Raw genomic sequence first — 12,983 nt, 5'->3', positions numbered from 1 at the left:
TGACAAAACCAAGGTGCCGGGAAGTCGAGCCAAAAGCTGCGCAGGGCGCCAATTTCCTGTCATTCCTGAAAGAGGTATTTTGCCGCCATTTTGACGCTCCGATCATAGCAGGTCCGCTGCGATTGACGATTGCGGCCCTCGCGGATTGGATCGGCTCATGTCCACTGCATCCAGTTGGCTCTCGATCGTTTCCATCGTCCTCTTCCTGGGACTGATGTCGTGTTTCTGGATCGGCCTGGCCGGGATGTGGCGCACCCGCCGTGGCGCGCCGTGGTGGCTGATGGCGATTGGTACGGCTCTCAATACCGTAGGCCCCATCGCCTACTCGCTCAGCATGTTCATGCTTTTTGACTCCATGGGAAGCCGGGGCGCTTCCGCTCCCTCATTTTCTACTTCGGTTTCGGTGATGCTGGGGATCTCGGGGGTGCTCATTCCCTGCGGCATCATTCTCTTTGCGATCGGTTTCGCGATCCATGGCCAGCGTGCTGCCCGCGTGCAGGAGCGGGCGAAGGAGCTGGAGGAACTCGTCTCCGCCATGAGCGCGGAAATGGACCGGATGAAGACAGGAGGAACCGGAGCGTGAGCGAGGCGATTGCATTTCTCGATCTACCGGGCGGTCGCACGCTGCGCGGCTACGGGCCCTTTCGTACGACGAATGTCGTACCAGCGGGAGCCACCGCATTTTACCGGAATGATTTCGGGCTGACCGCGGAGGAGCCCTGGCACATCCCGGAGCGCTGGGAACTGGTGGAGCGGAGTGCCAGCCCGCTGCCCGCGATCCCGGATTGCGTGTGGGATGCACCGGATGCCTCGGCCTTCGCGACCGTCTTCCAGGAAGTCAGCGCGGCGATCCGTGCCGGCATCTTCGAGAAGACCGTGCCGGTGGCGGTGGAGCGAGGACTGATGGCGGCGGACCCGGGTAGCATCCTGCTCGCCGCCGCGGCGGCATCGAGCGAACCGCTTCTGGGTTACGGCTACACGGATGGCAGCACGGGCTTCGCCGGGGCCTCTCCCGAGCGGCTCTTTTCCCTGACCGGCAATGTGCTCAAAACGATGGCGCTGGCCGGGACGGCACGCACGGAGGAGCGGGACGTGCTGGCGGTAGACGAGAAAGAGATCCGCGAACATGAGTACGTGGCACAGTCGCTGGTCGCGAAGCTCGGCGATATCGGCCGGGTGCGACGTGGCGCGCGGGGAATCATGGAGCTGCGCTCGATCGTCCACTTCCACACGCCCATCGAGGTGGATCTCTACCAAGCAGAGAATCCCGTTTCGCTGATCCGGCGCCTGCATCCTACCCCGGCGCTGGGCCCGCTGCCACGCACGCCGGAGACGATGGAGCAGTTGATCGCATGGCGTCGCCGGCTCGGAACGCCGGAAGGATTCGGCGCGCCCTTCGGTGCGATGGTGGAAGGCGAGTTCCACGCCATCGTCGCGATCCGCGGCGTGTGGTGGAGCGGCCGCCAAATCCGCCTGCCCGCCGGCTGCGGCGTGATCGAGGCGAGCCGTCTGGTGAATGAATGGCGCGAGCTGCGGCTCAAGCGGGAAGCGGTGAAGGCGCGATTCGGCTGGTGATCGGCTTGGAGCAAACACGCACCGGCATGTTCCTCGTCTATATCCACATTCTCGCCTGTCTTACCCTGACCGGCGCGGCTGCCTATCGAATCGCCCGCGTGGGCACTGCTCCTACGGCCCACCGTTTCCTCGCACCTTATGCGGTCGCAGCATTCATGCTAGGCATTGTCATTACCTATGTCACAGCGATGGAACTTTTTGTGGTCTCCTACAGCGGCGCAAGCCCGGTTCCCCCGGGGACTCCCACCCCACCGCCATGGCTACCTTACTTGCTACTCGTCGCACCTCTCTTGCCCGGCTTCACCATCGTTCCCGCTGTGGGTAGCCGACCACTGCCCGTTGCCCTTCTGGGCCTTCTTGCGGTGCTTCCCTCGTTGATCTTTTACTTCAATATCTTTATGGTTCGCTGAGACATGGAATACCGGACGCAGCGGGCTGATCAGGAACTCCTCGCCACCGCCCGCAGCTTGGTCCGCCCAATCACGCTGGGCCGCCCGGACTGGGATGCCGCCAGTGTCGCCGCAGCCATCCGCACTCCTCTCGGCAATATCTACACCGGGATCTGCATCCACGTAAGTTGCGGCATGGGCTTCTGCGCCGAGCACGCCGCCGCCGCGGAGATGATCAAGGCGGGCGAGACACAGATCGAGACCGTGGTCGCGGTGGCGGAGGATCGCATCTTGGCGCCCTGCGGTCGCTGCCGCGAGTTCCTCACCCAGATCGATCCCCGCAACCGGCAGGCCCGCGTCCTGTTAGAAGGCGGCAGGGTCGCGTCTCTGGGTGAGCTGCTGCCGGAGTAGATCAGTCGCCCTCGAGCAGCGCCTGGATCGCATCCGCGTGCACCCGGGCCGCCCGCCGCTTGGCGAGCACGGCACGAACATTCTTTAGCTCGGCACCTCGATCCGGATAGGAAGAAGGCAGGCTCCTCAGCAAGTCGAGCGCCCTTCTCTCCAGACCAAGATTCACCAAGCAGATCGCGGCGGTGAAGATGGCGTAGCTGCGCTTCGGATGGCCCGGCGCCTCCCGCAAGAACTCCGCGAGCAAGCGCAGGCACCCGGCATCATCCTTCTTTTCGTAGGTGCAGATCGCCTCGAACAAGCTGAGCTCGCAGCGGGTACACCCTTGATCGCGGAGCCGCTGGATCAGCAGCTCCGCGGTGGTGTAGTCATCCGCATCGATCCACTCGTAGATGCTCTGGATCTCCTCGTCCTCGGACATCAGTCACCGAAGAGATTGCCAAGTCCGCCGAGGGCCGAGCCTTGCTCGCGGCCGCTGGCATACATGCCGGTGATGCGCTGCGCGAGACGGGCGAAGGGCATGCTCTGCAGCCAGACGGTGCCGTGACCCTGCAGGGTGGCGAGGAAGAGACCCTCGCCGCCGAAGACCATCGACTTCAGATTACCGGCGCGTTGGATGTCGTAGTTGATGCCCTTGGTGAAGCCCACCAGACAGCCGGTGTCCACGAAGAGCTTCTCACCCTTCAGTTCCTTGCGGACCACCGTGCCACCCGCATGGATGAAGGCCACGCCATCGCCCTGCAGGCGCTGGAGGATGAAGCCCTCGCCGCCGAAGAGGCCGGCACCGAGCTTGCGGTTGAAGGCGATGCCGATCTGCGTACCGAGCGCGGCACAAAGGAAGGCGTCCTTTTGGCAAAGCAATTCCCCGCCCTGCTGGGCCAGATCGATCGGCACCACCGTGCCGGGATAGGGTGCGGCAAAGGTGACACGCTTCTTGCCGCCCGCGCGGTTCGTGAAGTGGGTCATGAAGAGCGACTCACCGGTCAGCGCGCGCTTGCCGACGGCCATGAGCTTGCCCATGAAGCCTTGGTCCGGCGTGGAGCCGTCGCCCATCTTCGTCTCGAAGGCGATGCCGTCTTCCATGTAGTTCATCGCGCCGCCTTCCGCGATCACCGTCTCGCCGGGATCGAGCTCGATCTCCACCATCTGGATCGACTCGCCGATGATCTCGTAATCGATCTCGTGCGAGCGCTTGCCGCCGAGCGAAGGCGGGCCGCCACCCGGAGGAAGCGGCGGCGGGGCACCCGCACCTTGGAAGAGATCGGGGAGCACCTTCGCGGCCGGTTCCCATCCGCCCATCCCCTGCGTCCACATGTAGGTCTGCGGTGTGATCGCGCCGCTCTCCACGAGCTCGGCGAGGTTTTCTTCAGAAGTCGTGGCGGTGGAACCGGAGGAGCCGTGGTAATGCCAAGTTTTCATCGTGCTGGAAGGATAATAGTCGCTTCGCGACGCGCAAGAATGCAGCGCGCGGCGGAAATGGCGATTACATCACAAGGCCGGGATTCCAATCCGAAGCTCATGAGTGAGCGGGTATTCAAGGGTAAGTAGTCCCGCCTTCAGTCGGACGAAGCTACCTTTGTTGCTCACAATGCCCTCAATCGTCCCATCCCTTGCCGTAGTCCAAGACAGGATAGTCCCTCCATATCCGCGCGGCTTCCCCCGTCCCCTCTGCCTCCAGAAAATCCAGGGCACTTGAATAGGGCCAATCCCACCAAGACCCTACATGACCATGCTTCACCGGATTATGATGAATGTAGTTCACCGTCGCCCAGAAGTGCTCCTCGTTTCGCATCGCGCGGTCCGAAGCAGAGTGCCATACCTGACGCCCCCTGAGCCCATCCTCCCCGTTCCATTGGAAAGATGTCCGGCCGTGAAGTCGTCCCAATTCGCTCACCGTCTTCTTGATGTCATCGGAGCGGATCAAGAGGTGGTAATGATTCGGTAGCACACACCAGGCAACCGGAGACACGGAAAGCGCCTCCAGCAACAGTACCGAAAAGTCATGCATGCGTCGCTCCGAGTTCCCGATGAAAGGCCGGTGCTCATAGCAAGCCGAAGACAAATGATAGTGGATAGACCCTTGAGAGAAGTGAGGCGGGCGGTGCCATGGACGCTTTAAGAGCTTCCTCAGAGCAAGCCGGTTCTCCCGCTCCGCAGCAGAGAGTTTGCGCCATTGGTAGGGCATACCACGGGATACCGGGATGGGGAGCAGTTGCAAGAATCTTGGTGAAACAGCCCCTCCCGTGGCTTCGTCCGCCTGAAGGCGGGACTACATACCCTGCTGACGGCTCTTCACAACAACTGCGTCTCCGCCAGCAGGTGATAGGTGCCTTGCTTCGCGATCAGTTGATCGTGGGTGCCGCTTTCCACCAGCTTGCCGTGGTTCAGCACCAGGATCGTGTCCGCATCCCGGACGGTCGAGAGACGGTGCGCGATGACGAGGCTGGTGCGACCGGTCATCAGGCGTTCCAGCGCTTCGTTCACCAGTCGCTCGCTCTCGGTATCAAGCGCGCTGGTCGCTTCATCTAACAAGAGGATGCGGGGATCGGCGAGGATCGCCCGGGCGATCGCGATGCGCTGGCGCTGACCGCCGGAGAGCTTCACGCCACGCGGGCCGACCAAGGTGTCGTAGCCCTCCGGCAGCTTGGAGATGAACTCATGCGCGTTCGCCTGCTTGGCCGCGGCCTCGATGTCCTCCGCGCTCGCGCCGGGGCGTCCATATTCGATGTTCTCGCGGATCGATCCGCCGAAGAGCATCACCTCCTGCGGCACCACGGCGATCTGCTTGCGGATGGCAGCGAGTTCGAGGTCCGCCGCATTGCTCTCATCGAACAAGACACGACCCGACTCCGGCTCGTGGAAGCCGAGGATCAAGGAAAACACCGTCGACTTGCCTGCGCCCGATGGCCCTACCAAGGCAATGCGCTTGCCCGGCTCCGCGATGAAGGAAAGCTCGTGCAGCACCGGGGCATCCGGCCGCGAGGGATAGCGGAAGCTCACGTTGTCGAAAGCCAGCGCACCGCCCAGCTTGGCGGCGGAAAGACGGCCGCTGCGCTCCGACCGCTCCGCCATCAGCTCGCGCAAGCGCTCGGTGGCACCGGACATCGCTTGGAACTGCGAGATGATCTCCGGCATGGTCCCGAGCGATGCCCCGACGAACACACTGAAGAGAATGAAGCCGGTGAAATCCTTCTGATCGATCCCGCCGCCGGCCAGCATGTGCGAGCCATACCAAGCCACGCCACCGATCGTTCCGAACATGGCGAAGATCACGAAGGAGAGGAAGGCCGCACGGGCATTCGCCCCCTTCAGCGTCACATCGAAGAAGCGGTCGAGCGCGCGATCGTAGCGGGTCTTCTCGAAGCTCTCGTTCGAAAAGGCCTTCACGTCCGCGATCCCCTGCACGCTTTCCTCCATCACCATGCCGGACTCGGCCAGTGCGTCCTGCGCCTCGCGCGAATGCTTGCGCACCTTGCGCCCGGAGATCGCCACCGCCAGCACCACCACCGGCACGCTGCACAGCATCACCAGCGAAAGCTTCCAGGAGAAGACGAAGATCGCGATCAAGCTGCCGACCAGCACCACGCTATGGCGCGCCGCCTGCGGCAGGGTGTTCAGCACCGTCTCCCGCACCACGCCGAGATCCGCGGAGATGCGGTTGCTCAGCGAGCCGGAGCGCTGGTCTTGGAAGAAGGGCATCGGCAGCTTGAGCAGATGCTGGAAGAGATCGCGCCGCAGGTCGTTCAGCGCCGCCTCCCCGGCCCGGGTGAAGCCCCTCACCCGCCAGTAGGCGATGAAGGCCTGCACCGCGAGGATGCCCACCAGCCAGAGGATCGTTTCATCGGCCTTCTTGCGGGTGGCCAGCACGTCGATGCTGCCGTCCTTCCAAGCATCCGCCGGATCGCCGATCAGCTCCTTCAGGAAGAAGGGAAATGCCAGCGAGAGCGCCGCCGTGACGAAAAGCGCCACCAGGGAAGGGATGAAGATATGCCGGTAGGGCCGCACGTAGGAGAGCACCCATGCCAGGCCGCCCTTGATATCGCGCTTCTTCTTGTCCTCCCCGGAGTTCCGCATGCCGCGGATGGGAGACGATCCGGGCCCCCGCGTCAAACCGCGAGACCGCGGCGCCTACCTCGCCCGCGACATCGCTGATCGTCTTGCCGCCGACCTCGCGTAGTGTCTTGCCACATGCTCCGCCGCTTGCTCCCCCTGCTCCTCGCCCTGCCCGCCGCCGCGGAAGATTTCGTCCCCTACCCGCCCGCCGAGGCCCGGCTTTTCCTCCGCGTCCCTGCCGCGGGGCAGCCGATCCGCGATCTCCGCGTTTCGCTGGGTGAAGCCAGCCCCGGCACTTTCGAGGACAGCCCGGAGAAGAACGCGCGCCTGAGCGATATCCGCTTCCCGATCCGCTGGTGGAACTGGCGCGAGATGACCGTGAGCTTCACTCCGGCGCACGATGGCGAGATCGAGCTGGATCTGAACGGTCCTTGGGCGGAGGCCCGGCCCGGCGTGCTCCGCCAGCAGGAGGTGCTGTGGGATGAACTCTCCGCCACCGGCACCACCATTCCGAATGGTGGCTTCGAGGCCATCGCCGATGGAAAGCCCGCAAGTTGGGAATCACCATGGCGCCCCTACCCCGCCGCGGGTCAATGGCCCCTGGCCGGGAGCGAGCCCCTCGCGGGCAAGTCCTGCGCCGCCTCCTGGCATGGCCGCCCGCTGATCAGCAAACTCACGGTGAAATCCGGCGTGCCGGTGAGCCTGAAACTCCACGCCCGCGCCGCCACCGTCCCCGGCTTCAAGGCCCCGGCCCGCTTGGGCCAGGACACTCCGGCCCACCGGGCCTGTGCCACCCTCAAGCGCGGCGTGAACTTCGGCAATGGCTGGGAAGCACCGCCCGGTTCATGGGGAATCAAATACGGGATCGAGGATGTCGACCGTGTGGCCGACGAAGGCTTCGACCACATCCGCGTGCCCGTGGCGTGGCACTACCATCTGGAGAATGGTGCCATCAAACCGGCCTTGCTCGCGGAGCTGGAGCCGGTCCTGAAGCGGGCGCTCGAACGCAAGCTCACCGTGATCCTGAACTGGCATCACTTCGAGGATCTCTGCAAGGAACCGGAGAAGCACCGCGCCGCCTTCGCCTCCGGCTGGGAGATCGTCGCCCGGCACTTCAAGGACTGGCCGCAGCAGCTCTTCTTCGAGCTGCTCAACGAGCCGAATGCCGCGCTCGATGACCAGATTCTCGCCAAGGTCCATGCCGATGGAATCGCCGCGATCCGCAAGAGCAATCCGGAGCGCATCCTGCTGGCCAATCCGCCGCAGTGGGCCAGCGTGCCCGGGCTGGACCGCTTCTTCCTGCCCGATGGCGATGAGCGGATCATCGCCAGCATCCATAGCTACGAGCCCTTCCAGTTCACCCACCAGCGCGCCTCTTGGGTGAATCTCCAGGATCTACGAGGGATCTCGTACCCCGGGCCGCCGCCACAGCCGGTCACCCTGCCGGAGTCCCTGCGCGGAAATGCCGGTCTGGTCGCATGGATCGAGGCCTACAATACCCGCAAGGGCAGCGACAATCCCTGCACTGCCGCCAGCTTCGAGCTGCTGCTGGACGATGCCGCGGCGTGGTCCACCCACTTCGGCCGGCCGATCCATATCGGCGAGTTCGGCTGCTTCAAGGAGGCCGACCCGGCCAGCCGCGAGCGCTACATCCGCGACTTCCGGAAGGCTGCCGAGAAACGCCGCATGCCCTGGGCGATGTGGGACTGGAAGGCCGGATTCGGCTACTGGGATGCGGAAAACCAAAAGACCGGGCTCCGCGAGGCGCTCTTCGCCAAGTAGGCCCGAAGTGGGACATCGCGCCACATCCATCATTGCGCGATCTTCCCGCGCCGTCTTCACTCCCCGCGGTGGCGGCACGATCCCAACGCACCAGCGGCTCCGTCGCGATGGACGACTACCTCGAGCAGATCCTGCATCTGATCGAGGCGAAGGGCTATGCCCGCGCGGTCGATATCTCGAAGAACCTCGGCATCTCGCAGGCCAGCGTGACGAACATGCTGCGCCGCCTGGATAGCGAGGGGCTGGTGAAGCACGAGAAGTACCGCGGCACCGTCCTCACCGAGCAGGGGCACCACATCGCCCGGGCCATCATCGAGCGCCACGAAACGCTCACCCGCTTTCTCCGTCTCTTCGGCCTCGAAGAGGAAACCATCTACCGCGATGTCGAGGGCATGGAGCACCACGTGTCCCGCCCGACCTTGGCGGTGATCCGCGCGATCGCCGATCTTCTCGAGGCGAATCCGCGACTGCTTCAGGAAGCCCGGGCGAAGATCGATCCGGGCACCTGATCTCCTCAGCGGGAGATCGCGTTGAAGGCGGCGTCGAACGCATTCTGGGAGATCCCGATCTGCAAGCGCATGGCGGGCGCCACCGGCGCGACCACAAACTCATCGGTCTTCAGACGCTCGAAGGACGGCATGAAGGTGGCGGGCTTCGGCGCAAGGCCGGCATCCGGCTGGGAACGAAGCGCTGCACTGGCCAACTGGTTGATCCGCTCTTGAGTCGTCATGGGAGAGAATGAAGCGATTACGGTGACCATTATTCAGACTCTACGTATGTGGAACATTACGCCTTCACGTCAGGGGTACCCCACGCGTTTGCGGGAGACACCCACCTCCTACCCCAACCCATTTAACGAAGAGACCCCGGCGGGAATCCCACCGGGGTCTGCACTACACCCTATCAAAGTGATGGATTAGAACTGCACGTCGGACTCCGCCTTCGGGGCTTCCGGGGCCATGTCCTTGGCCAGCTTGCCTACCACGCCGAACTTCGCTTTCAGGGCAGCGTCCCGCTCGGAGACGGTCGGGCCACCGGCCCCACCACCGGACATGTCCGTCATGGCGGCATTGATCGAAGCGTCTTGGCCGGAGGTATCGGTATTCGGATCCACGCCCAGCGCCATGGTGGCGGCATCGATGCGGGCACCCTGCACGGCCACCTTGTCGAGTTGATTCTCGTAGGTGTCCATGATGGAGGTGAGGGACTTCAGGTCCTTGCCGCTTTGCTGGAAGGCGGTCACCACGGAGTTCATCTTCCGCTTGGCCGTGGGGTTGAAGGTGACGAAAGCGCCAGCGCCGGTGCAGAGCGCCAGCAGGGTGCAGGTCACCGCCAAGCTCGCGCGGCGGAGTTTCTTGCCCTTCGCTTCATCGCGCTGATCCAGCAGAGAGGTTAGATCCTTGTCGCTCTCCTCCGCATCCTTGACCACCGTGGGCGAAGGAGCGGCGGGAGTAGCAGCCACCGGGGCGGCAGCCTCGGTCTTGGCGGCGGCTGCCTTCTCGATGAATTGCTCCGAGCGCATCTGCTCGAAACTCGGCATATAGGTCGCCGGCTTGGGTGCGGAGCCGGTCGGAGGAGCGGAGCGGAGAGCAGCTTGGGCCAATTGGTTGATGCGGTCTTGAGCGGTCATAGGGAGGTAAGGGAAAAAGTTGCTTAATTCGCAGCCATTATTCAGCTCCCTGAAATACCGTGCATCACGCCTTTACGTAGAAATGCCCTACGTAAGCGCGTAGTACGCCCTGCAGCCCTAGTAGAATCAAAGAATCCCCCACCGATACCCCGCCCCCCACCCGAGCCGGATAGAGGGAATCGGTTAGACGGATGTTATGTTGATCGCGTCAACAAAAATCCTCACACCGGGACTTAATCGCCCCTCTTCTGGCGTCGCGGGCGCCTGAGGAGCAGGACCATGAAGCCGATCATCACCGGCAGGGCGCCGCCCGGTTCGGGAATGCTTCCATCTTTCCCGCCACCACCCCGGCCCGGTCCCGTGAGTGCGATTCCAAGACCATCGCCACCGAAGCCGAAGCTGCCGAATCCCCCCACATGCGGGAAGCTCGGGCCGCTCGCCAGCAGGAGCGAGCCATCATCGCTTTCAGAGCTGCCTCCCGACACCGCCCCGCTTTCGCGCAGCATCGCCAGCAGAGGCGCTGGCATGGAGGGCTCTTCTCCGGGGAGTTGCAAAGCCCCCGCGAGCTCGGATGACAGCGCTGGATCATCCAGCTCCACGCTCCGACCCGTGCCGCCGAGATCTGCCAGTGCGGGGGGGGATGCACCGGCGATCTCGGAGGCAAAGGGGGACGGCTCGGAGGAGTCCTCCGTCCCGGGTGAATCGACCAAGGCCGTGATCGCCTTGGCAGGTGGGCGGAGCACGGGCACTTCCACGGCAGGAGCCTCCACGACTTCCTCGGTGAGGTCCGGCGTGTCCGCGGTCGGCTTGAAAAGAACCAGTCCGGTTGTCACGGCCAGCGCGGCAGCGGCCGATAGGATCGCCGCGGGCAGCCAGCGACGGCGGCGCGACGGCAGCGCGGTGGCGGCCGCAGTACGGCGCAGAGCCTCGCGCAGGGTAACGACGAATCCACGCTGGCCATCGAGCGAATCGAGGAAAAGAGGATCCTGAATCATCCGGATCATCAGCTTCTCGCTGGCCGGAGCTTCTCCCAGCAGCCAGTCGAAGCCCTCCGTTTCCACGGGGTCCGGGCGCTCCATGCGGACTACATTCTCGTCAGGAAGGGCCTCATCTGCCACCGCCGCTTCCAGCAGGCGGCGGCGCATCTCGTGGCCGAGCTCCAAGTCCTCGGGCCCGCCCAAGGTGTCCTCCAGAAAATCTTCAAAGGGGTCTTTCATCCCTCCCCTCCTTCCCGTTGCCAGCGGTCCTTCAGTTCCTTCACCGCGCGGTGCAGAAAGTAGCCGATGTTCCCTTGCGAGATCCCGGTGAGCTCCTCGATCTCCTTGTAGCTCAGGCCCACTTGGAATTTCAGCCGCACCAGCTCGCGCTCGCGTTCCGGCAACTCCGCGACCATCGCCGCCAGCTTCTCCTCGCGCTCGCCCTGGGCCAGCCGGTGATGGGGCGAGGCCCCGTCATCCTCGATCTCCGGCAAGTCCCAGCCGAATTGCACCACCTTCTGGCGCCGCAGGTGATCCGTCAGCACATTGCGACAGACTGTGAAGAGCCAGGCGGTGAGATTCTCCGGCATGCCTTTGTCGCGCGTGCGGATGAGGCGGAAAAATGTCTCCTGCACCGCGTCACGCGAGAGTTCGCGGTCGGAGCAAATGCCGTACGCGTGCTTCAGCAGCGGCTTCTCGTAGCGCACGAGAATCTCCGCCAGCCAGTTGCCGCCCGGCTCGGTGGACCTCGCTTCCTTCACCTGCTGGTGTCGTCCATGATCTCGGCAATGACCGTCGCCGCTTCCTCCGAACTCGACCACGCCGGCAAGGCAAGCAGATCGGCCGCCTCGTGCAAGGAGGCGATCTCGGATTGATCCTTTAGTCCCACGGCGGCCTCGCGCAGCAGCGGGATGGCATCCGGCTCGCCGAGCTGCACCATCCCCTCCCGCGCCATGCTCCGGATTTCCGGATCGGCGTCGCCAAGATAAGGACGGATGGCCTTCACCCCTTCCGGGGAATAGGTCACTACGGCGGCATCAATGACCCCGCGGACTTCCTCACGGTGGTCTTCCGCGGCCATGCGCACCTTCGGACGGCCATTCGGCTTCTCGATCGCGTCCCCGGCAGGACGGCGTGACCCGGACTTGGCCGATTCCGAAACGGCGGGGATCGCCACCGGCTTCGCCTCGGCGGGAGCCTCGGGCGGCATCAGGACCATGAGGATGACCCAGATCGCGAGGCCGAGAATGATGAGAAGCTTTTTCATGGGACTGCCAGAGTTTCAAAAAGGGCGCCCCGCCAAGGAGGGAAGGACGGAGCGCCGTTTCTATCGAACAGGAATCAGACTTCAGGGAACCGTGGCACCCGGGAACAGGGCGATCAGGTTCGCGAGCTGCGGGCGAGCCGTGCGATAGGTGCCGGACACGATGCCGACACCGGTGTTGCTCTTGCCGTAGACGTTGAAGTTATCGGCTTGGGTGGCGACGACCGTGGTGGTGGTGCCAATCCGCAGGTTGCCAAACTTCAGCGTCTGCGTTCCGGCCGCGCTGCTGGCACCCTGACGCACGTCGAGGGTGGCATAGGAGCGGCGGACCAGGTTCGGCTGCTCCGCTCCGGTGGCCGGAATGAAGGAGTTACCGGTGGTCGCGGAGCCTTGCACCGCTGGCTGCGTGAGCAAGGTGGCGGGCACGGCCACGGCGGTCTTGCCCTGCTTGATGGCGTAGAGGTTCCCCACCCCGGCCGGATTCGCGATGCGAGCCAGCGACCAACCTTGGATCGAGCTGTCGAGCAAGGCCGCAGCCCGCATTCCTTCCAGAATCTCACGGTTGGTGAAACGGACCGCGGAGGTGGTGAAGAGCCGGCGCTTCGCTCCGTTCGGGAGGTTCTGGTCGATCGGGGCGTTCTGCGTGGTGATGGTGGCCGAGAAAACCAGCGGCGAGATCGAGCCCGGCTTGGACTGGGCCTGCGCGGACGCAACGCCAAGAAGAGCGGAGATCGTGAAAACAAAGGATTTCATGGAAACAAACGACTTATGATGGAAAATCGCCGTCCGGGATTGCGGGTCCTAAACCCCGATTTCCGGCGATTGCACCATGCAAGTCGGATGAGCCCGCGCTTTCTTGGCGGATTTTGCGATTATTTTCCGGAGGCTCCTTTAGCCTCGGGACC

At 64.0% G+C, this 12,983-nt stretch carries 15 protein-coding genes and 1 pseudogene; 6 read left to right on the top strand and 10 right to left on the bottom strand.

The genetic code is table 11. The annotated features are described in order from the left end of the window. Positions 1–157: 157 nt before the first annotated feature. Genes OJ996_RS21610 through OJ996_RS21595 form a run of 4 tightly spaced genes read left to right on the top strand, consistent with a single transcriptional unit; the run spans position 158 to position 2,375 of the window. Positions 158–583 (top strand): hypothetical protein, encoded by a 426-nt coding sequence (locus OJ996_RS21610; protein ID WP_264515771.1) that lies wholly within the window; start codon positions 158–160, stop codon positions 581–583. Next, positions 580–1,575, top strand: coding sequence for a chorismate-binding protein (locus OJ996_RS21605; protein WP_264515770.1), 996 nt, complete (start codon positions 580–582; stop codon positions 1,573–1,575). Before OJ996_RS21610 ends, OJ996_RS21605 begins: the two co-directional genes overlap by 4 nt. Before the next feature lie 26 nt (positions 1,576–1,601). After that, complete coding sequence (locus OJ996_RS21600; RefSeq protein WP_264515769.1) at positions 1,602–1,985, top strand: hypothetical protein; 384 nt, start codon at positions 1,602–1,604, stop codon at positions 1,983–1,985. A 3-nt stretch (positions 1,986–1,988) separates the two neighbouring features. Beyond that, positions 1,989–2,375: a cytidine deaminase family protein gene (locus OJ996_RS21595; RefSeq protein ID WP_264515768.1), complete on the top strand. Its 387-nt coding sequence runs from the start codon at positions 1,989–1,991 to the stop codon at positions 2,373–2,375. Position 2,376: 1 nt separating this feature from the next. Here the strand turns inward: OJ996_RS21595 and OJ996_RS21590 are convergent, their stop codons facing one another. The 4 genes and pseudogenes from OJ996_RS21590 to OJ996_RS21580 all read right to left on the bottom strand — a co-directional run bounded on the left by OJ996_RS21590 (position 2,377) and on the right by OJ996_RS21580 (position 6,446). Continuing rightward, positions 2,377–2,793, bottom strand: coding sequence for a tetratricopeptide repeat protein (locus OJ996_RS21590; protein WP_264515767.1), 417 nt, complete (start codon positions 2,791–2,793; stop codon positions 2,377–2,379). Further along, on the bottom strand, positions 2,793–3,551 hold the full coding sequence (locus tag OJ996_RS21585; protein ID WP_345783802.1) for a TIGR00266 family protein: 759 nt from the start codon (positions 3,549–3,551) through the stop codon (positions 2,793–2,795). Before OJ996_RS21585 ends, OJ996_RS21590 begins: the two co-directional genes overlap by 1 nt. Positions 3,552–3,653: 102 nt before the next feature. Beyond that, positions 3,654–3,791: pseudogene (locus tag OJ996_RS26455) on the bottom strand (DUF4339 domain-containing protein); the annotation flags it as partial. Between the two features lie 873 nt (positions 3,792–4,664). Continuing rightward, on the bottom strand, positions 4,665–6,446 hold the full coding sequence (locus OJ996_RS21580; protein ID WP_264515765.1) for an ABC transporter ATP-binding protein: 1,782 nt from the start codon (positions 6,444–6,446) through the stop codon (positions 4,665–4,667). A 114-nt stretch (positions 6,447–6,560) separates the two neighbouring features. Between OJ996_RS21580 and OJ996_RS21575 the strand changes: the two genes are divergently transcribed. Both OJ996_RS21575 and mntR read left to right on the top strand, forming a co-directional pair. After that, positions 6,561–8,207: a glycoside hydrolase family 5 protein gene (locus OJ996_RS21575; RefSeq protein ID WP_264515764.1), complete on the top strand. Its 1,647-nt coding sequence runs from the start codon at positions 6,561–6,563 to the stop codon at positions 8,205–8,207. A 68-nt stretch (positions 8,208–8,275) separates the two neighbouring features. Next, on the top strand, positions 8,276–8,716 hold the full coding sequence (gene mntR / locus OJ996_RS21570) for a transcriptional regulator MntR (RefSeq protein ID WP_264515763.1): 441 nt from the start codon (positions 8,276–8,278) through the stop codon (positions 8,714–8,716). Positions 8,717–8,721: 5 nt separating this feature from the next. Here mntR and OJ996_RS21565 read toward each other — a convergent pair whose 3' ends face one another. From OJ996_RS21565 to OJ996_RS21540, 6 genes are all read right to left on the bottom strand, one after another. Further along, a complete protein-coding gene (locus tag OJ996_RS21565; RefSeq protein ID WP_264515762.1) occupies positions 8,722–8,937 on the bottom strand; it encodes a hypothetical protein in 216 nt (71 codons plus the stop codon). 186 nt (positions 8,938–9,123) lie between these two features. Continuing rightward, positions 9,124–9,837: a hypothetical protein gene (locus OJ996_RS21560; RefSeq protein ID WP_264515760.1), complete on the bottom strand. Its 714-nt coding sequence runs from the start codon at positions 9,835–9,837 to the stop codon at positions 9,124–9,126. Positions 9,838–10,070: 233 nt separating this feature from the next. Beyond that, a complete protein-coding gene (locus tag OJ996_RS21555) occupies positions 10,071–11,054 on the bottom strand; it encodes a hypothetical protein (protein ID WP_264515759.1) in 984 nt (327 codons plus the stop codon). Beyond that, a complete protein-coding gene (locus OJ996_RS21550) occupies positions 11,051–11,575 on the bottom strand; it encodes an RNA polymerase sigma factor (protein WP_264515758.1) in 525 nt (174 codons plus the stop codon). The genes OJ996_RS21555 and OJ996_RS21550 overlap by 4 nt, the downstream gene beginning before the upstream one ends. Further along, a complete protein-coding gene (locus tag OJ996_RS21545; protein ID WP_264515757.1) occupies positions 11,572–12,081 on the bottom strand; it encodes a HEAT repeat domain-containing protein in 510 nt (169 codons plus the stop codon). Before OJ996_RS21545 ends, OJ996_RS21550 begins: the two co-directional genes overlap by 4 nt. Positions 12,082–12,162: 81 nt before the next feature. After that, positions 12,163–12,831, bottom strand: a complete 669-nt coding sequence (locus OJ996_RS21540; RefSeq protein WP_264515756.1) for a hypothetical protein — start codon at positions 12,829–12,831, stop codon at positions 12,163–12,165. Between the last annotated feature and the right edge of the window lie 152 nt (positions 12,832–12,983).

It is taken from the genome of Luteolibacter rhizosphaerae (assembly GCF_025950095.1).
Lineage (GTDB): Bacteria > Verrucomicrobiota > Verrucomicrobiia > Verrucomicrobiales > Akkermansiaceae > Haloferula > Haloferula rhizosphaerae.
Note: the sequence above shows the minus strand (reverse complement) of the source record. Positions and strands in the feature narration are given on the sequence as shown.

Coding starts and splice junctions, on each gene's coding strand:
- OJ996_RS21610 (WP_264515771.1), top strand. CDS start 158: ATGTCCACTGCATCCAGTTGGCTCTCGATCGTTTCCATCGTCCTCTTC.
- OJ996_RS21600 (WP_264515769.1), top strand. CDS start 1,602: ATGTTCCTCGTCTATATCCACATTCTCGCCTGTCTTACCCTGACCGGC.
- OJ996_RS21595 (WP_264515768.1), top strand. CDS start 1,989: ATGGAATACCGGACGCAGCGGGCTGATCAGGAACTCCTCGCCACCGCC.
- OJ996_RS21590 (WP_264515767.1), bottom strand. CDS start 2,793: ATGTCCGAGGACGAGGAGATCCAGAGCATCTACGAGTGGATCGATGCG.
- OJ996_RS21580 (WP_264515765.1), bottom strand. CDS start 6,446: ATGCGGAACTCCGGGGAGGACAAGAAGAAGCGCGATATCAAGGGCGGC.
- OJ996_RS21575 (WP_264515764.1), top strand. CDS start 6,561: ATGCTCCGCCGCTTGCTCCCCCTGCTCCTCGCCCTGCCCGCCGCCGCG.
- OJ996_RS21565 (WP_264515762.1), bottom strand. CDS start 8,937: ATGACGACTCAAGAGCGGATCAACCAGTTGGCCAGTGCAGCGCTTCGT.
- OJ996_RS21560 (WP_264515760.1), bottom strand. CDS start 9,837: ATGACCGCTCAAGACCGCATCAACCAATTGGCCCAAGCTGCTCTCCGC.
- OJ996_RS21555 (WP_264515759.1), bottom strand. CDS start 11,054: ATGAAAGACCCCTTTGAAGATTTTCTGGAGGACACCTTGGGCGGGCCC.
- OJ996_RS21545 (WP_264515757.1), bottom strand. CDS start 12,081: ATGAAAAAGCTTCTCATCATTCTCGGCCTCGCGATCTGGGTCATCCTC.
- OJ996_RS21540 (WP_264515756.1), bottom strand. CDS start 12,831: ATGAAATCCTTTGTTTTCACGATCTCCGCTCTTCTTGGCGTTGCGTCC.